At 36.5% G+C, this 18,302-nt stretch carries 20 protein-coding genes; 10 read left to right on the top strand and 10 right to left on the bottom strand.

Annotation, left to right across the window (positions count from 1 at the left end):
* Window positions 1-26: 26 nt before the first annotated feature.
* Window positions 27-1,430, bottom strand: a complete 1,404-nt coding sequence (locus tag FT993_RS11975) for a S1C family serine protease (RefSeq protein WP_147862798.1) — start codon at window positions 1,428-1,430, stop codon at window positions 27-29.
* A 116-nt stretch (window positions 1,431-1,546) separates the two neighbouring features.
* On the opposite strand from FT993_RS11975, the gene dapF reads away from it, so the two are divergent.
* From dapF to FT993_RS11940, 7 genes are all read left to right on the top strand, one after another.
* Window positions 1,547-2,329 carry a diaminopimelate epimerase gene (dapF, locus tag FT993_RS11970; RefSeq protein ID WP_147862797.1) on the top strand — a complete coding sequence of 261 codons (783 nt, stop codon included), beginning with the start codon at window positions 1,547-1,549 and terminating at the stop codon, window positions 2,327-2,329.
* Window positions 2,323-2,853, top strand: coding sequence for a GNAT family N-acetyltransferase (locus tag FT993_RS11965; protein ID WP_147862796.1), 531 nt, complete (start codon window positions 2,323-2,325; stop codon window positions 2,851-2,853). Before dapF ends, FT993_RS11965 begins: the two co-directional genes overlap by 7 nt.
* Window positions 2,843-3,889, top strand: coding sequence for an endolytic transglycosylase MltG (gene mltG, locus FT993_RS11960; protein WP_147862795.1), 1,047 nt, complete (start codon window positions 2,843-2,845; stop codon window positions 3,887-3,889). The genes FT993_RS11965 and mltG overlap by 11 nt, the downstream gene beginning before the upstream one ends.
* Before the next feature lie 177 nt (window positions 3,890-4,066).
* Complete coding sequence (locus FT993_RS11955) at window positions 4,067-4,507, top strand: DUF456 domain-containing protein (protein WP_147862794.1); 441 nt, start codon at window positions 4,067-4,069, stop codon at window positions 4,505-4,507.
* Window positions 4,508-4,602: 95 nt separating this feature from the next.
* Window positions 4,603-4,908, top strand: a complete 306-nt coding sequence (locus FT993_RS11950) for a hypothetical protein (protein WP_147862793.1) — start codon at window positions 4,603-4,605, stop codon at window positions 4,906-4,908.
* Window positions 4,905-5,363: a hypothetical protein gene (locus FT993_RS11945; protein WP_147862792.1), complete on the top strand. Its 459-nt coding sequence runs from the start codon at window positions 4,905-4,907 to the stop codon at window positions 5,361-5,363. Before FT993_RS11950 ends, FT993_RS11945 begins: the two co-directional genes overlap by 4 nt.
* A gap of 373 nt (window positions 5,364-5,736) precedes the next feature.
* Window positions 5,737-7,251: an NADP-dependent isocitrate dehydrogenase gene (locus FT993_RS11940; RefSeq protein WP_147862791.1), complete on the top strand. Its 1,515-nt coding sequence runs from the start codon at window positions 5,737-5,739 to the stop codon at window positions 7,249-7,251.
* Window positions 7,252-7,418: 167 nt separating this feature from the next.
* Here the strand turns inward: FT993_RS11940 and FT993_RS11935 are convergent, their stop codons facing one another.
* Genes FT993_RS11935 through FT993_RS11915 form a run of 5 tightly spaced genes read right to left on the bottom strand, consistent with a single transcriptional unit; the run spans window position 7,419 to window position 11,351 of the window.
* A complete protein-coding gene (locus tag FT993_RS11935; protein ID WP_147862790.1) occupies window positions 7,419-7,868 on the bottom strand; it encodes a DUF4870 domain-containing protein in 450 nt (149 codons plus the stop codon).
* A gap of 1 nt (window position 7,869) precedes the next feature.
* On the bottom strand, window positions 7,870-8,277 hold the full coding sequence (locus tag FT993_RS12615) for a DUF2752 domain-containing protein (RefSeq protein ID WP_147862789.1): 408 nt from the start codon (window positions 8,275-8,277) through the stop codon (window positions 7,870-7,872).
* Window positions 8,277-8,615 carry a TM2 domain-containing protein gene (locus tag FT993_RS11925; RefSeq protein ID WP_147862788.1) on the bottom strand — a complete coding sequence of 113 codons (339 nt, stop codon included), beginning with the start codon at window positions 8,613-8,615 and terminating at the stop codon, window positions 8,277-8,279. Before FT993_RS11925 ends, FT993_RS12615 begins: the two co-directional genes overlap by 1 nt.
* A 53-nt stretch (window positions 8,616-8,668) precedes the next feature.
* Window positions 8,669-10,291: an apolipoprotein N-acyltransferase gene (gene lnt, locus FT993_RS11920; protein ID WP_255504501.1), complete on the bottom strand. Its 1,623-nt coding sequence runs from the start codon at window positions 10,289-10,291 to the stop codon at window positions 8,669-8,671.
* Window positions 10,278-11,351, bottom strand: coding sequence for a PorV/PorQ family protein (locus FT993_RS11915; protein ID WP_147862786.1), 1,074 nt, complete (start codon window positions 11,349-11,351; stop codon window positions 10,278-10,280). The genes lnt and FT993_RS11915 overlap by 14 nt, the downstream gene beginning before the upstream one ends.
* A gap of 117 nt (window positions 11,352-11,468) precedes the next feature.
* Between FT993_RS11915 and FT993_RS11910 the strand changes: the two genes are divergently transcribed.
* Entirely contained in the window at window positions 11,469-12,215 is a 747-nt protein-coding gene (locus FT993_RS11910) for a phosphatidylcholine/phosphatidylserine synthase (protein WP_147862785.1), read from the top strand.
* Window positions 12,216-12,217: 2 nt separating this feature from the next.
* On the opposite strand, the gene lptB is transcribed toward FT993_RS11910, so the two are convergent.
* From lptB to FT993_RS11890, 4 genes are read right to left on the bottom strand one after another with little or no spacing between them, the layout of a single operon-like run.
* Window positions 12,218-12,955 (bottom strand): LPS export ABC transporter ATP-binding protein, encoded by a 738-nt coding sequence (lptB, locus tag FT993_RS11905; protein ID WP_147862850.1) that lies wholly within the window; start codon window positions 12,953-12,955, stop codon window positions 12,218-12,220.
* A 7-nt stretch (window positions 12,956-12,962) separates the two neighbouring features.
* Window positions 12,963-13,319, bottom strand: coding sequence for a carboxymuconolactone decarboxylase family protein (locus tag FT993_RS11900; protein ID WP_147862784.1), 357 nt, complete (start codon window positions 13,317-13,319; stop codon window positions 12,963-12,965).
* Window positions 13,312-14,163: a twin-arginine translocase subunit TatC gene (tatC, locus tag FT993_RS11895; RefSeq protein WP_147862783.1), complete on the bottom strand. Its 852-nt coding sequence runs from the start codon at window positions 14,161-14,163 to the stop codon at window positions 13,312-13,314. The genes FT993_RS11900 and tatC overlap by 8 nt, the downstream gene beginning before the upstream one ends.
* 3 nt (window positions 14,164-14,166) lie before the next feature.
* Window positions 14,167-15,129, bottom strand: coding sequence for an SIS domain-containing protein (locus FT993_RS11890; RefSeq protein WP_147862782.1), 963 nt, complete (start codon window positions 15,127-15,129; stop codon window positions 14,167-14,169).
* An 85-nt stretch (window positions 15,130-15,214) separates the two neighbouring features.
* Here FT993_RS11890 and recQ point away from each other — a divergent pair, with 85 nt between their 5' ends.
* Entirely contained in the window at window positions 15,215-17,413 is a 2,199-nt protein-coding gene (recQ, locus tag FT993_RS11885) for a DNA helicase RecQ (RefSeq protein ID WP_147862781.1), read from the top strand.
* Window positions 17,414-17,524: 111 nt separating this feature from the next.
* Window positions 17,525-18,302, top strand: a 778-nt coding sequence (locus tag FT993_RS11880) for a peptidylprolyl isomerase (RefSeq protein ID WP_147862780.1), incomplete at its 3' end; no start/stop codon positions are given.

The following is an 18,302-nucleotide window of genomic DNA, read 5'->3' as shown; positions in this document are numbered from 1 at the left end:
TTTCATGTTTTTAATATAAATACCAATTAAAAATAATAGCTTTCTTCTCGGCCAAGACGGTCTTTAAAGGTTATTTTTGTTTTTTCGTTTTCGGCTTTGTTTTGAATTATCTTTTTAACATCCTTCACGCTCGAAATCTTTTGATCGTCTATTCTGGTTATGATAAATTGGTCATCGGGAATATTAATGCGATCGTTGAGAGTACCTAAGATTTTAACTCCGTTTTCTGCTTTAAAATATTTTAGGTATTCTTTTGAGGCGTTGCCCACTTCAATACCAGCTTTAACGATGCGTAAACGTTCAAACTCGGTTAACTTTACTTCTGTTGTTTGCTCCTTTCCGTTTCTTATAAAGGTAATGCTTACCACATCGTTGGGTCTTTTAGTTTGAACATACGAGGTGAGATCTTCTAGTTTGCGGACTCTTAAACCATCAATATTGGTAATTAAATCGTCCTTTTTTAAACCAGCTTGTTTTGCGCCATCAGCAACGCCCGCAACATAAACTCCCTGCGAAATATTTAGCTCATTTTCTTCAACCATATTAGGGTTTATCGTTGCGGCTTGTATGCCTAATATAGCGTGTTTTACATTTCCATATTCAATTAGATCTTCTACAATTTTTCGTGCGTTATTACTTGGTACAGCAAATCCATACCCAATATAACTACCTGTTTGTGAAGTAATGGCTGTATTTATGCCAATGAGCTCCCCGTTAATATTAACTAAAGCACCGCCGCTGTTTCCTGGATTTATAGCAGCATCAGTTTGAATGAAAGAGGGTAATCCGGTTGTTTCGCCACCTAAATTTCTCCCTTTTGCACTTATAATTCCAGCCGTTACGGTAGAAGTTAAATTAAAGGGATTACCAACGGCTAGCACCCATTCACCTATCTGGGTGTCATTGCTATCTCCAAAAGTTAAATACTCTAAACCTTCGGCCTCTATTTTAAGTAAGGCGATGTCTGAATTTGGTTCTGCACCAATGAGCTTAGCTTTGTAATTGCGATTGTTGTTGAGCGTGACCTCAATTTCTGAAGCATCTTTAATAACATGATAATTGGTCACAATATAGCCGTCTTCTGTTATAATCACACCAGATCCAGCTCCTTGCACAGCCCGACCTCCTCGCATACCTCGCAGGTATTCTTGTATGGTTCTTGGTGCTCTTCCAATACTTACATTCTTTACGTGTACCACTGCGTGAACGGTTTTCTTGGCGGCTTGGGTAAAATCGGCATCGCTACTATTAAAATGCTTTACAAACTTAACTCCAGTATCTTGTGGTAGGGTATCCTCAATTTTAACTATAGATTTTGTACGCGTTTGCTGGGCAGCATCGGTATTAGGTAAAAGATACTGTTGGTACAAGAATAAAGATATCCCGCTAGCCAAAAAGGCAACTAAAAGTAATTGCAAGTTTCTTTTCATAATTCTTTTTATTTTAAAAATACACTTTAATTTTTCTGATGTTACAAGCTTAACACTACCTTAACGGCACCTAGAAATCATGAAAGGTTGTATATTTGCGGCAATTAAGTCCACTTATGCAACTCGAATTTTACAAATATCAAGGAACCGGTAACGATTTTATTCTTATAGACAATCGCAAAGAATTTTTCAAAAATGATACCAAACTCATAGCTAAGCTGTGTGACCGAAAATTTGGCATAGGAGCAGACGGACTTATTCTTTTAGAGAATCATCCGCATCAAGAAATTGATTTTAAGATGGTTTATTTTAATGCCGATGGTAAAGAAAGTACTATGTGCGGTAACGGTGGGCGATGCTTGGTTCATTTTGCACATTTTTTGGGTGTTTTTGAAAGTAAAACCCAATTTATGGCTGTAGATGGACTACACGCTGCGGCTATAGAAAACAATGAGGTAAGTTTGCAAATGCAAGATGTGTCCTTTGTTAAAAAAATAAGCGATAGCGCCTATTTTACCGATACGGGTTCGCCTCATCATGTGGCTTTTGTAGATGATTTGGCAAACTTCCAAGTTTATGCAAACGGAAAAGAAATTCGCAATAGTTCTTTGTATGGTAAAGAAGGTAGCAATATTAATTTTGTAGAGGTGCAGCCAGAAACTCTTTTTGTTCGAACCTATGAACGCGGTGTAGAAGATGAGACTTTATCTTGTGGTACAGGTGTAACGGCTGCCGCTTTAGTCGCATATCATAGCAAGCAAATAATTAAAAGCCCAGTATCAATAAAAACCTTAGGCGGCTCTTTACAAATCGCCTTTATTCCTAAAGAAGGAGGCTTTTCTAATGTCTTTTTAAAAGGGCCAGCTCAACAAGTTTTTAAAGGTAGTATCACATGTTAAGCAATCCAGAAGATACTATATATTTACGTGCACTAGAACCTGAAGATTTAGATTTTATAGAACAGGTAGAAAACAATAGCAAGTACTGGCATCTTAGCGGTACCCAAAAACCCTTTTCGCGCTATATATTAAAGCAATATTTAGCCGATTCACATCGAGATATTTACGAAGTTAAGCAATTGCGCTTGGTTATTTCGCTTAAAGCGGATAAGAGCATAGGTCTATTAGATTTTTATGATTTTGATCCTCAAAACAGAAGGGTTGCGTTAGGAGTTATTATTTTTGATCCCAAATACAGGCAATTAGGTTATGCTTATACGGCGGTAAAGCAGGCTTGTGAATATGCCCAAGAACAATTAAAAGTACATCAAATTTATGCGGGAATATTAGCACATAATCGCGCCAGTGTTCAATTATTTGAAAAGCTTAATTTTAAACGTACCGGCGTGCAAAAAGATTGGGTGCTGCGTCAAGGAACTTTTGAAGACCAATATTTATATCAACTTATTAATCATGTATATTAAGAAAATTCTTGTTATTATCGCTGTATTAGGCATTGTAGTGCTTAGCTTTTTTAGTTACCATATTTATCAAAGTATTTTTGCACCCAATACCGCCTTTGAAAGCGAAACTCAGGCAATCTATATTCCCAGTAAACCCAGTTACGAGAAAGATGTTTTAGACCAAATAAAACCCTTGGTCCAAGATGCTAATAGTTTTCATATGGTGGCCAAGCAAAAAGGCTATATACAAAATCTAAAACCAGGGAAATATGTTTTACGCAAGGGTATGAGCAACAATGATATAGTAAACACCCTGCGAAGTGCCAACACTCCTGTAGCTGTTGTATTTAATAATCAGGAGCGCTTAGAAAATCTGGCCGGACGCGTAGCACAACAAATAGAAGCCGATAGTTTGTCTTTACTAAATAGTTTTAAAGACGCTACTTTTTTAGCGGAAAACGGATTTAAACCTGCTACTGCTTTAGCGATGTATATTCCTAACCAATATGAATTATATTGGAACACCTCTGCAGACGAATTTAGGGCACGGATGCTTACAGAATACAAACGATTTTGGAACGATAAGCGCACACAACAAGCCCAAAAAATAGGACTTGAAAAACAGGAGGTAATAACCGTAGCAAGTATTGTTCAAAAAGAAACCGCAAAAGTTAATGAACGCAAACGAGTAGCCGGAGTGTATATGAATAGGTATAACAATGGGTGGAAACTAGACGCAGATCCTACAGTTATTTATGCCATCAAGTTACAAAACAAATCTTTTGATACCATAATTAAAAGAGTACTATATAAAGACTTAGAAATTGATAGTCCATATAATACATACAAATACAAAACCTTACCACCGGGACCCATTGCAATGCCCGATATTTCGAGCATTGATGCTGTTTTAAATTATGAAAAGCATAAGTATTTCTATTTTGTGGCCAACCCTGAAAAGCCAGGTTATCATATGTTTGCAAAAACCTTAGCCCAACACAACGCTAATAAGCGTAAGTATGTGGCCTGGATAAACAAAATGGGTATAAAGCGCTAGATTTTAAGGTTAAAAAATATAGCTCTAGCGTGTAAAGACCGCTTAAGGCGGATTAAGATAAGGTTTAGATTTAATTTTCCTATGTAGTTTTTTCTAAAAAATTAACTATCTTTAAAAAGTATAATTTCAATTTGGCACCTCTAATTTTATTGGGGAGTATTAAATTATAAAAGAAAAATGACCTTATTACAGTTTAAAGAATTTTTAGTTGAATTTAGAGCAAATCCGCTAACTAAGAAAAACCAGCAATACACCGAGCAGTTTATTCGCCTGATAAATGATTTACAGGAAAGAAAACTAGAAGACTCTGCCATAAATCGCCTAGAAAATGAGCTCGATTTGTTACACCAGAATTTTGAAATCTACGGACATAAAACACAAGTCAAGAAAGAATACCATAAACTACTTAAGTTTTTAAAGCGAGAACTTAAGCTAACACCTAATTATTACTACACGCAAATCGGTATTTTAATAGGAGGCTTGGCGGCTCTAGTTTTTGGATTTTTCTTTCTTTTTATAGGAATGCTCGTTGGCGGATTTTTAGGGTTTTACCTAGATAATTGCGTGCAAAAAAGGGGTGAAAGCCTCAGAATTGACTGGGATGGTCACTTTTGCTGAATTTGAAATAAAGATTAAATCAGTTTTTTAAAAACTAAATCCATTTGAGTTTGACCTATTTTATACGAAGTTTTTTCATATTCTTGACTTTCGGAATGTACGCACAGACCGAATCTTTGCCTAGCCAACAAAAATTAGATTCTATTGTACAAGAAGCCGATAAGCTTTATGCCTATGAATGGGCTGCCTGGCAGGCAACCGATTTGTTAATGCAGCAAAATCATTTAAAAGAGCAATATGGAGGATATCTGGTATATGAAAAAAACGATAGTATCTACGTTAGTGCTTTAGAGAATAATCAGGAAAAAGTTGTTATGGCGCAATACGGTTTTAGTTCGGCTGCAGGGCAGGGAAAACCTATTTTAACGAAGAACTACGAACACTTTCAAAAACCGAGTTGAATCTGTGGAATATCAAAAATAAAATTCTTAATCAAATTTTTACTCAGCATAAAGATATTACAATTCCCGAGGGTTGCAGTCCTAATTTAGTATTACTTGAAGGTGAAGCTCAATACCGTTTGTATTTGATCTTGGGAACTAGCCAAGAAAATAGGATTCCATTAGGCAATGATTATCTTTTTGTTGCCGATCAAGAGGAGAAGATTAGTCATTGGCAGAAGTTTCATAACACTTTTATTCCTATAGATATTCCCAAAACTGATGAACAAAAAATCAGCTCAGCGATGCACTCTCACGTAAAAACTACGACGTATATCACGGCTACCGATATTTGTACATTTAGATTATATGCACCCCTGTATGGTTTAGATCATTTCAAAGTTTATTCCTCGGCCTTAAAAACTGTTTTCGAATATAGATTAAGCGATAACCGCATCTTCATAACCGATTTGTAGGATTCTTTATTTCTATAAATTATTTTTCACTCTAAATAAACTGCTGTGTTTTTTTTACAAACTGCTGTGTTTGTAATCGCAAACTGCTGAGCTTGTGTTTGTAAGCTGCTGAGCTTGTAATCATAAACTGCTGTGTTTGTTTTGGTAAACTGCGGTGAAAAATTTATATCCTCATTCTTGGTAATTTTTTTGTGAATTTACTTAGCTTAAAAAGTAGGGAAAGCAAATAGTCAAAACCTATAATTTAAACTTATAACAACAAGTATATTATAAGTAACGAACATAACAATTGTTAATGGTTAACATTAAAAACATAAATAAAAACTTATGTAATTTTTATTCATCTTTGTAATGTAATTATAAAACAAACCCAATGGAAAACGAGTTAACAAAGGTTGAAGATTTAAAAAAAACAGATAAGGCGCTAACAAAGGTAGCGGTAGCTTATGGAGACGGTATAGGTCCAGAAATTATGAAGGCTACCTTAAAAATATTAAAAGCAAGTGGAGCGCCCTTAAGTTTCGAGCCTATTGAAGTGGGTGAACAGGTTTATCTAGCAGGAAATACGGCAGGAATAAGTGGAGAAGCTTGGGAAATAATTTCGCGCAATAAAATTATTTTAAAAGCACCCATTACTACCCCTCAAGGCAAAGGCTATAAAAGTTTAAATGTAACTTTGAGAAAATCTTTAGGATTATTTGCCAATGTTCGGCCAGTAAGCGCCTTACATCCTTTCGTAAAAACCAACTTTCCTAATATGGATATCGTGGTAATCCGTGAAAACGAGGAAGATTTATACGCTGGTATTGAGCATCGTCAAACCCAAGACGTTTATCAATGTTTGAAATTAATCACCCGTCCGGGTAGTGAAAAAATAATTCGTTATGCTTTTGAATACGCACGCGCTTATAACCGCAAGAAAGTAACTTGTATGGTAAAAGACAATATTATGAAAATTACCGATGGTTTGTTTCATAAAGTGTTTAAAGAGATAGCTCATGAATATCCAGATATAGAAAGCAATACTCAAATCATAGATATAGGCTCTGCCAAAGTAGCTGCAAGACCAGAACAATTTGACGTAATTGTAACCTCTAATTTATATGGCGATATTATTTCTGATATTGTAGCCGAAATTGGTGGTTCTGTAGGAATGGCGGGTTCGGCAAACATCGGTAAGGAGGTAGCCATGTTTGAAGCTATTCACGGATCGGCTCCTGATATTGCGGGGCAAAAAATTGCCAATCCGTCTGGTCTTATCAATGCCGCAGTAATGCTATTGGCTCATTTAAAACAAACAAAACTTGCCGATAGCCTCAAGAACGCCTGGTTAAAAACTATTGAAGACGGTATTCATACACCCGATATTTATGAAGAGAAAAGCAGTGTCCTACGGGTAAATACCGATGAATTTGCCGATGCAGTTATTGAGCGTTTGGGACAAGAGCCTGAACATTTAAAAGTTAGCGTTTTAAATGAGGGAACGGGTGAAATTCAAATTCCTGAATACACAAGAAAAGTCGCAAAAAAACAACTGGTAGGTGTAGATGTCTTTATTGATTGGGCGGGTAACAACCCCCAAGAAATTGGAGAACAATTGCAGAAAGCAACATCTAACAGTTTAAAATTAAAAATGATAACCAATCGTGGAGTAAAAGTTTTTCCTAACGGTATTCCAGAAACATATTGTACAGACCATTGGCGTTGTAGGTTTGTAAAGCAACAAGTGCAATTAAAAAATGACACCCCACAGTATTTATCAATAAATTATTCTGATGTGATTGATTTACTAGTAGAATTACAAGCCTCTGATTTTGATATTATTAAAACTGAAAATCTATATGAGTTTGATGGTCAGCGTGGTTTCTCTTTAGGACAAGGGGAGTAAGGTAAACAAGCCACTAAATTTTAAAAGTTTTGGCTAGTGAAGTTTTCTTGTTATTAGCGTTTTTGTTTTGTCCCTTTAGTTTTTCCTAGCCCATTCTTTTAAAAAAAAATAGCCAATATTTTTAATTGGCTAATTTTTTAAGAGATGTATTAAATGAAATAGTAATTTTAAAATCCGCTTGAATATTGATTTTTGCTGACTAAAGAATCGGTAATCGATGCTAAAATAGGCCAACGCATGTGATGCCCCTTTCTTACGCGATCTGCGATGATGATTGTGAAAATAAATTCAATCAAATTAAGCAATAACACAAAGCCTAGATAAAACCAGTAAAATATTTTCAAGGGGCCCACATCTGTTTGGATGCAAAAGATAGTACTAATTACCAAGATACTATTAAAAGGGAGTAAAACCAATTGCGACAACAACGCTTGAGTTGCGTGCCAACGAACAAAAAAAGTACTTTTTCGCTGGCTCAATAAATAAAAAAAGGTAGCAATAACGTTAATTATAGGTAGCGGTAAACCAAAGATAATTCCTACTAATGACATTAAATAAGAATTGCTCGCACGTTCGCACTCGCTTTCATAAATACGGTTTTCGGTTTCTAGGTACATATTAAAAAAGATAGTTTAAGAACCAAACGATGGCAACTAGTGTTAAAAATACGAATAAATATAATGGTTTTTTAAGCAAACGCTCGAATTTGCTATAAAAATTTAAGAGATTTCGCTTTTTACCTATTATATCTATGCACCAAATAAATGAAAGACCTATTAAAACCAAGAGTGCTGGCAGGCTTAAAATATGTGCTTGATGTGCCGCGTATAGTTCTCCTTTTATTAAATAAATTACCCCAGAAGTTAAACCACAGCTGGGGCAATTTAAACCAGTGGTGTTTTTAAAAATGCAAACACTCCAACTATAAGATGTACCAAGAACCGATGATAAATTCAAGACTATCCAGGTCCAACAAGCGCCTAAGAATACTAAAAAAAAACTGTAAATCTTAGGTAGGCTGTACATTATAAAAGCACTCTATAAAGATTTTCTAGATTTTTTTGACGGGTAGCACCCATAATAATAAACCAATCTACAATGGCCCAAACACCAAAACCACCACAAGTAATTAATTTCCCCACGCCCAAGCCAGTATCACCAATTAAAAATCGATCTATACCTAAGCCACCTGCCAGTAAAGAAACAATAAGCGAAGTGGTGGGGTCTTTAAATTGAATGCTTTGGAGGTTAAGCCAAGCATTGTCATCTAATTCTAGAAGTCTTTTGCGAATTTGTGGTATTTGATGCCCTTCAAAATATTTGGCATTACTCATAATGAACATGTCTACTTTCTGTGATTCCATGATGTTTTTTATATTAGAAGACAATTTTAATAAAAAATAAGCTAGTATTTAGCTTATTTTATTTTTTTGTCTCGTAACTTTTGACTTAAAGCCAACAGAAAGCTAAAAATGGCAATAAATATACCTATTCTAGCAATGTAGTCGCCAAAACGGGCATAAAAAGTAATTTTGTTCTCAAGCGGTAAGTTAACCAAAAGGCTGCCTTGTTTCTCATAGCCCAATTCTTGAGTGCTATCGCCATTGGGTAATATACCTGCAGAAATACCGGTATTGGCACTGCGAACTACGGCTCTGCGGTGCTCAATGGCCCGTAAACGCGCATAACTTAAATGCTGCTGATGCCCTTGCGTATCTTCCCACCAAGCATCATTAGTAATAATTGCCAAAATCTGTGCTTGGTTATTTACATAGCCTCCTACATACTCACCATAAACCGATTCATAACATATAATAGGAGCCACCTTGGTTTGGTCGGATAGCTGAAAAACGCTACGCTCGGGTTGTGTGGTTTTCATGGCAACTGTACCCCCTAAATCTATCATTATATTCCCTAAAATGGGCTTTAACCAATCTTGATAAGGAAAGTTCTCTACCCCAACCACTAATTTTGATTTGTGGTAAAAAGCATCTTCACGACCGGGAACCACTGCAATAGCCGAATTGTAATCGTTAAACCAAAGACCAGGACGCGCAAAATTGGTTTGTTGCTCTATTTTAGCTTCATCTTTAATTAATTTGTAAAATGAAATGCCTCCAATAAAAGCGGTGTTCGGGTACTTGTTTTTTAATTGCTCTACCTGTCGTTTGGCAACCGAAAAAGACCAAGAGTCAATATTGGTTCCGTCTGCAAAGACGGTTTCTGGTGCGAGTACCAATTGGGTATTGGGGGTTATTTTTTCTTCTGTTAGTTTTAGTAATAAATCGCCCACTCTTTTATCGGTGGTGTTATATTTCTCTGTATACGGATTGATATTGGGCTGTAAAATTAAAGTCTCTATATATTCTTCTTTAGCTTCCGCGGAAGCGTAATCGGGAAAAATGAGATAAGAAACACCAATGGGTAAAAGCACAAAAGAAACAGCCATTGCTCGTAGTATTTTGATTCTTTTTGGTTGCGTTGCCATTAAGCTGAAAAATATTAGCAAATTAACCAACCAAACCCAAAGGGTTCCGCCAAAGGTTCCAGTGTATTCATACCATTGAATCCATTGATAATAAGTAGCAAAACCATTTCCTAAATTAAGCCAAGGCCAAGAAAATTCCCAATGCAAATGCATATACTCGAATCCAATCCAGCATCCTGCCAGAAAAATATAAGCAATTCGGTTGTTGCGAGACCAGTGGTGCACTTTGTGAAATAAGAAAAACACCAAACTCATAAGTAAGGAGTTAACCAATAAGGCGAACACCATCCCGAAGGCAGTAGAGTAGTAAATCCAAAAGGTGGTGATACTGTTCCAAACTAGAAAAGCGGTAAATGCATAGCCTAAAACTAGACTGCTTTTTTTGTTTTCTTGAAGCAGCTGGTACTCCACTAATAATAAAGGAACAAACCCTACAAATAATAATAAAGGAAAGCCGTAAGTAGGCCAAGCTAAAGCCAAAAGTAAACCGCTTAAAACGCAGTATGTTAACTTTTGTAGTACTGTTTTTGGTAATAACTTATCTAAAAACACGCCAGTCAATTTTAAGTGAGAACACATTAGAATAGAGTGCTACACTTTGATCACCAATATCGGTAAAGGCGTAATCTATATGTATACCCTTGTATTTAAAACCTAACCCGAATCCGGGCTGAAAACCAACTTTTGAACCGCCTTCAAGTTGTTCTACATTTTGAAAGTTACCTACACCGCCTCGTAAATAAACCAAGTTTAAGTAGCCTACTTGAAAGCCAAGTGCAGGACTTACACTTACCGCTTCTGTTGCTATTAAATCTTGTGTTTGTGCAAATCGCATTTGCAAATCAAGGGCTGCTTTAATGTCCCAATCGTATCGAATGCGAAAATTTTTGGCTACTCCTAATTGCAGTTTTGGTAAAGTTATTTCTGTAGTTTCTGGTAATTCTTGGTTTTGACCTTCAACGGCATCTTGTACTTGGCTATAGGCATCTTCATCGATACTCCATGTGTTGTAGGTAGTGGTAATATCTCGTGCCATAGCACCAAACTCCCACCCGTTTTTGCCTTGAAATTGAATACCTGCATCTAGCCCAAACCCCCAAGAATTAGCAAATTCACCTATAATGCGGTGAATCACTTTGGCATTTACACCAAAAGAAAAGCCTTCGAGCGGTAAATTCTTGGCATAAGAAAACGTAAAAGCATAGTCTGCCGCCGAGAATAGGCTAATACGGTCATAATCAATTTGGCCTTGATCGTCTATAAGTTGTGTAGTATTTAAAATATTATCTACACCAAAACGCAAAACGTGTATCCCAAGGCTGCTTTCGTCATCTATTTTTAAAGCCGATCCTAAGTAGTCATAATTGGCGATATTGGCAAAATAGTTGGCGTGCATTAGCGCAATTTCGTGATCTTCGATGCGGGTGAGTCCGGCGGGGTTCCAATATCCAGCATACACATCGTTTGTAGTGGCGGTTACCGCGTTAGCCATTCCAAAAGCGGCTGCATTTACACCAATGTTTAAAAATTCGTTGGAGTATTTGCGAGCCGTTTGTGCTTGTAAGCCGATACCTAGGAGTAGAAATAAAAAGTATAGCGCCTGTTTTGTCAAGGTTTTCTTTTTTGCAAATATCTTATTTTATTTTTTATTAACTTAATTTTGTGCTTTATATTGCTTTTGCTCTTATGTAAAGGCTATATTTGATTTGTTTGAAACACCTATTATTTTATGAAAAAACATATTCCTAACCTGATTACTTTACTCAATTTGCTCTCAGGAAGTATAGCTGCTGTTTGTGCATTAAATAACCAACTGCTATTAGCCGGTATTTTCATATGCCTAGGAATATTTTTTGATTTCTTTGATGGGTTGGCAGCTAGAGCTTTAGATGTCAAAAGCGATTTGGGATTACAACTTGATTCGCTGGCAGATATGGTGACTAGTGGTTTGGTGCCGGGTTTAATTGTGTTTCAATTGTTGGAGCAATACTTGCCTGCCAGTAGTGCGATTTTATACAGTAACTGGGAAGATGAAACTTTTAATTTATCTTTTTATGCCTGGTCTTTGTTTGCTTTTTTAATACCCTTGGGTTCGGCTTATCGCTTGGCTAAATTTAATATAGACGAGCGACAAACCAGTTCTTTCATTGGTTTGCCTACACCCGCCAACGCCTTATTAATTCTTAGTTTACCTTTTATAATTCACTACCAACCCGAATCTTGGTTAGCAACGGTTACAAAGTTGCCAGCAGTGTTAATTGGATTATGTGTTTTTAGCGCGATTATTTTAAATGCAGAAATTCCTTTGTTTGCGTTGAAGTTCAAGAACTTTAACTTTAAAGAAAACTGGTTTAGATTTCTGTTTGTTATCGCTTGTGTATTGGGTATAGGTTTTTTTCAGTTTTTGGCCGTTCCTTGTATTATCTTAGGTTATATATTGTTAAGTGTTTTTGTGAGAAAATCGACATCAGCTTAAGCTTAGAAAAGTTTTTTCTTACGCAATTCAAAATTTTGTCCTAGATACACCTTGCGAACCATTTCATCAGAGGCCAAGTCTTCGGGTTGGCCGTGTTTTAAGATACTACCTTCAAACATTAAATAAGTTCTATCTGTAATGGCTAGTGTCTCTTGAACGTTGTGGTCTGTTATAAGAATGCCTATATTTTTATCTTTGAGTTGTGCGACAATACGCTGAATATCTTCAACGGCTACTGGATCTACCCCAGCAAAAGGTTCGTCTAGCAAGATGAATTTTGGGTCTGTGGCTAAAGCTCGAGCAATTTCTGTTCGTCGACGTTCGCCTCCCGATAATAAATCGCCTCGGTTTTTTCTTATATGTCCTAAACTAAACTCATCGATAAGGCTCTCCATTTTATGTTGACGCTCTTTTTTAGAAAGTTTGGTAAGTTGCAAGACACTCATAATATTGTCTTCTATGCTTAGCTTACGAAAAACAGAGGCTTCTTGAGCTAAATAACCAATACCATTTTGCGCGCGTTTATACATGGGGTAATTGGTAATATTTTTTTGGTCTAAAAAAATGTTACCACCATTGGGTTTGATAAGGCCAACAATCATGTAGAAAGAAGTGGTTTTTCCTGCTCCGTTGGGGCCCAAAAGGCCTACAATTTCACCTTGTTTAACTTCTACCGAAATGCCTTTAACTACTTTTCTTCCTTTATAGGACTTCATCAAGTTTTCTGCGCGCAGTTTCATCATAACCTTATTGATTTGAGTAATGGTTTTCTAGTTCTTCCCAGTATTCGTGTGCTCTTCTTAGGTGCGGAATTACAATGGTACCTCCTATGAGTGTCCCAATACTTAAGGTTTCCATAATTTGATCTTTATTTACGCCATTTTTAAAACTTGATTCTAAATGATAACGTACACAGTCGTCACAACGTAAAACTAAAGAAGCAACTAAGCCTAGTAGCTCTTTGGTTTTTATATCTAGAGCTCCTTCCGCGAAAGCGTTGGTGTCTAAATTAAAAATTCGTTTTAAAACCTTATTGTTTTCGCCTAAGATTTTGGTATTCATCTTAGCGCGGTAAGTATTGAATTCTTCTACTTGATTACTCATTTTTACGGACAATATTTTTCTCTTTTTTTAATCTTTTTTCTTCTTTACGGAGTACATACCTCGAAATAAAAATACTTATTTCATATAAAATTAAAACCGGTATGGCCACAACTATCTGGCTGGCTATGTCTGGAGGAGTAATGATGGCCGATAAGATTAAAATTCCGACCAAGGCAAATTTTCTATATTTTTTAAGTGCCTCTGGTGTAACCAAGCCTATACGGGTTAAAATGTAAATGATAATGGGTAGCTCAAAAATCACACCACTAGCCAGTGCCGAAGCGCGAACTAATCCGAAATAACTGCTTAAGTCAATATCATTAAACACCTGCTCGCTTACTTGGTAGCTACCTAAGAAGTTTATAGATAGGGGAGAGACAATATAATAACCAAAAAGTACTCCCGTAAAGAATAAAAGGGAGGCGATAACTATAAAACCTCGTGATGCATTGCGTTCGTTGGGGTGCAAAGCCGGTGAAATAAAACGCCAAAGTTCAAACAGGATATAAGGGAAAGCCACAATAAAACCTGTGGTAATAGAGGTCCACATATGTGCAGAGAACTGGCCGCTCATAGTTCTACTTTGAATTCTAAACGGAATTTCGTTAAAACAAAAACTCTCATCCAAGCCAAGGCTTTGCGCCATATTACATAAGACTTTATAGGTTATAAAATCTGCATCCTTAGGAGCAAATAGAATTCCGAAAATTAAATCCTTTAAAAAGAAAGCGATAAAGGCTACTCCTACTACTGCTATTACAGAACGTATAAGGTGCCATCTCAAGGTTTCTAGATGATCTAGAAAAGACATTTCTTGAGGATTTTTCTTGGTCTTTGTCGCCATGTTTTAGATGATTCCTTCTTTAATTAAGTTATGCAAATGAACGATACCTTTATAACTACCCTTTTCTGTTGCGATTAACTGAGAAATACCAAACTGTTCGAGCATATTTTTAGCCTCTAAAGCTAAAGCTTGGTTGTCGATGGTTTTAGGCGCTTCGCCCATAATATCGCGAGCTGTTAATTGATTGATATCTTGACTTTTTTGCAACATTCTTCTAATGTCACCATCGGTGATGATTCCTAGTATATCGCCTTTTTCAATAACTGCCGTTGCTCCTAACATTTTTTCAGAAATCTCTACAATAACATCAGAAATTTTACTGTTAGGAGCTACTTGAGGTAGATTGTTCTGGGCCGTAATATCGGCTACGCGCAAATAGAGTTTTTTTCCTAAAGCACCCCCAGGGTGGTATTTTGCAAAATCTTTACTAGAAAAACCTTTAAGATGAAGCAAGCTTACCGCAAGAGCATCGCCAATCACTAATTGAGCGGTGGTACTCGTGGTAGGGGCCAAATTATTTGGGCAAGCTTCCTGCTCAATATAGGCATTCAGAACAAAATCGGCTTGTTGACCCAAAAAAGAATCTTTGTTACCGGTGAGACCTATCAATTTGTTATTAAAATTCTTAATTAGCGGTACCAGTACTTTAATTTCGGGGGTGTTTCCACTTTTAGAAATACATATTACAACATCATCTTTTTGAATATTCCCTAAATCGCCGTGAATAGCATCGGCAGCATGCATAAAAATTGCCGGTGTGCCGGTACTGTTTAAAGTAGCTACTATTTTTTGTGCGATAATGGCACTTTTACCTATTCCTGTAATAACCACGCGCCCTTTGCTATGATAGATACAATTTACAGCTTTGGGGAAATCTTGAGTTAAAAAGTTTTCTAATTGGGCAATTGCGGCTGCCTCATTTTTAATAGTGTCTTTTGCAAAAGAAAGGATTTGAGAATCTTTCATCAATTTTTTAAATTTCGATTTGCCAATACTAAAGAAATACATATCTTTAGACTGACAAAGGTATGTAAAATTGTAACACTAAAATATCAGTTTGACAGAAATCGATTTACATCAGGAATTAAAAAAGTATTTTGGCTTTGGCCAATTTAAAGGTCTACAAGAACAAGTAATAAAAAGCATTATTAATGGTGAGCACACTTTTGTGATTATGCCTACAGGAGGTGGTAAATCTCTATGTTACCAATTACCTGCCTTGATAAAAGAAGGGACAGCAATTGTAGTCTCCCCTTTAATAGCTTTAATGAAAAACCAGGTAGATGCCATTAGAGGTATTTCTTCGGAAAAAGGAGTAGCGCACGTTTTGAATTCTTCGTTAAATAAAACTGAAGTAAAACAGGTTAAAAGCGACATTGAAAACGGTATTACCAAGTTATTATATGTGGCACCCGAATCTTTAACCAAAGAGGAATATATAGATTTTTTAAGAACGCAAAAAATTTCTTTTTTGGCTATAGACGAAGCTCATTGTATAAGTGAATGGGGCCATGATTTTAGGCCAGAATACAGAAATTTACGCAAGATTATAAAACGAATAGGGGATGATATACCCATAATTGCTTTAACGGCAACGGCCACGCCAAAGGTACAAGAAGATATCTTGAAAAACCTAGGTATACCCCAAGCCAATACATTTAAGGCTTCTTTTAACCGTCCAAATTTATATTATGAAGTAAGGCCTAAAACCGCTCAAGTAAGTGCAGACATCATTCGGTTTGTGCGTGAGCGGCAAGGGAAAAGCGGAATCATTTATTGCCTTTCTAGAAAAAAAGTAGAAGAACTTGCGCAAACGCTGCAGGTAAACGGTATATCGGCAGTACCTTACCACGCTGGGTTAGATAGTAAAACCCGAGCCAAGCACCAAGATATGTTTTTGATGGAAGAGGTAGATGTAGTGGTGGCTACCATCGCCTTTGGTATGGGAATAGATAAACCAGATGTGCGTTTTGTAATTCATCACGATATACCCAAAAGTATCGAAAGCTACTACCAAGAAACCGGTAGAGCTGGTCGCGACGGGGGAGAAGGGCATTGCTTAGCTTTTTATGCTTATAAAGATATTGAAAAGCTAGAAAAATTTATGAGTGGTAAACCTGTTGCCGAACAAGAAGTAGGTTTTGCTTTACTGCAAGAAGTTGTCGCTTACGCGGAAACTTCTATTTCAAGACGTAAGTTTATTTTGCATTATTTTGGAGAAACCTTTGATAGCGAGACCGGTGAAGGAGCTGATATGGATGACAACGTTCGTTTTCCCAAAACCCAAAAAGAAGCCAAAGATGAAGTGGTTCTACTTTTAAATACCGTTAAGAAAACCAAATCGATTTATAAAGCTAAGGACTTGGTTAAAACATTAGTGGGAGAAGTAAACGCTATGATCAAATCGCATAAAACAGATGAGCTTCCCATTTTTGGAAAAGGAAAAGAAAAGCCAAAATCTTATTGGATGGCTTTAATTAGGCAAGTTTTTATAAAAGGCTTACTCAAAAAAGATATTGAAACTTATGGCGTAATAAAACTGACAGCGGAAGGTAAAGCGTTTTTAGAAAGCCCTAGTTCTTTTATGATGTCTGAAGATCATATTTATACCGAAGAAGAACAAAACAAAGCCGGTCAACAAAACAAAGCGGCTAGTGCAACCGATGAGCAATTGATGAAAATGCTTAAAGATTTACGAAAAAAGGTAGCGCAAAAAAAAGATATACCTCCTTATGTGGTATTCCAAGACCCTTCGTTGGAAGATATGGCTTCAAAATATCCGATTTCTATTGAAGAGTTAGGAAACATTCATGGAGTAGGTGAAGGTAAAGCCAAAAAATTCGGTAAGGAATTTGTAAGCCTCATACAACGGTATGTAGAAGATAATGAGATCATAAGACCCGATGATATGGTAGTAAAAACTACCGGTGCCAATAGTAGTAATAAGCTATATTTTATACAAAATGTAGATAGAAAATTACCGCTACCCGATATAGCCAGCGCCAAGGGCCTATCGATGGATGATTTTATTAAAGAACTTGAAGCCATTGTTTATAGCGGAACCAAATTAAATATTTCTTATTGGATAGATGAGATTCTGGATGAAGATCAACAAGAAGAATTGCATGAGTATTTTTTAGAGGCAGAAAGCGATAAAATAAATGAAGCGATGGATGAGTTTGACGGCGATTACGAAGAAGAAGAACTTAGGCTTTACCGCATCAAGTTTATGAGTGAAGTGGCTAATTAGAAATACATTATAAATCTAAAGAAACCCAAAATTTTAAATTTTGGGTTTCTTCTTTTTGAGAAAAACCCTAAAGAAGGCGTATCTTTGCGCTTTAAAAAATTAAAATAAATTATGGAAAACGGAATCTATGCCAAGTTCGCGACCACTAAGGGCGAAATATTGGTAAAATTACACCACGATAAAACACCAGGGACAGTAGGAAATTTTGTAGGTCTTGCTGAAGGAAATATAAAAAACGATGCAAAAGCAAAAGGTACGCCGTATTACGACGGTCTTAAATTTCACCGTGTTATTTCCGATTTTATGATTCAAGGGGGTGATCCTAATGGAACAGGAGCTGGCGGACCAGGATATCAATTTGACGATGAAATACACCCTGATTTGAAACATAATAAGCCAGGAATATTGTCAATGGCAAATGCAGGTCCTGGTACAAACGGAAGTCAGTTTTTTATTACACACGTAGAAACGCCCTGGCTAGATGGCAAGCATACGGTTTTTGGAGAAGTTGTAGAAGGTCAAGATATAGTTGATAGCATTGAGCAGGGTGACCAGATTGAAAAGTTAAGTATAGAACGAGTTGGAGAAGAAGCACAACAGTTTGATGCAGCTGCTAACTTCAAGAGTTTTAATGAAGAGAAAGAAAAAAGAGAAGCCGAGGCTAAGAAAAGAGAAGAGGATAAATTAAAGGCCTTAACCGAAGGTTTGAGTAAAACCGAGTCTGGTTTGCACTATACCATAACCCAAGAAGGTAAAGGACCAAAACCTAAAAAAGGTAATACCGTTTCTGTACATTACAAAGGCATGTTAGTTGATGGTACTGTATTTGATTCGTCTTTTAAACGTAACCAACCTATACAGTTTCCTGTAGGAATGGGGCACGTGATTG

Source organism: Mesonia sp. HuA40 (genome assembly GCF_008017835.1).
Taxonomy (GTDB): Bacteria; Bacteroidota; Bacteroidia; order Flavobacteriales; family Flavobacteriaceae; genus Mesonia.
The sequence above is the reverse complement of the archived record's forward strand: the minus strand, read 5'-3'. Positions and strand labels throughout refer to the sequence as shown.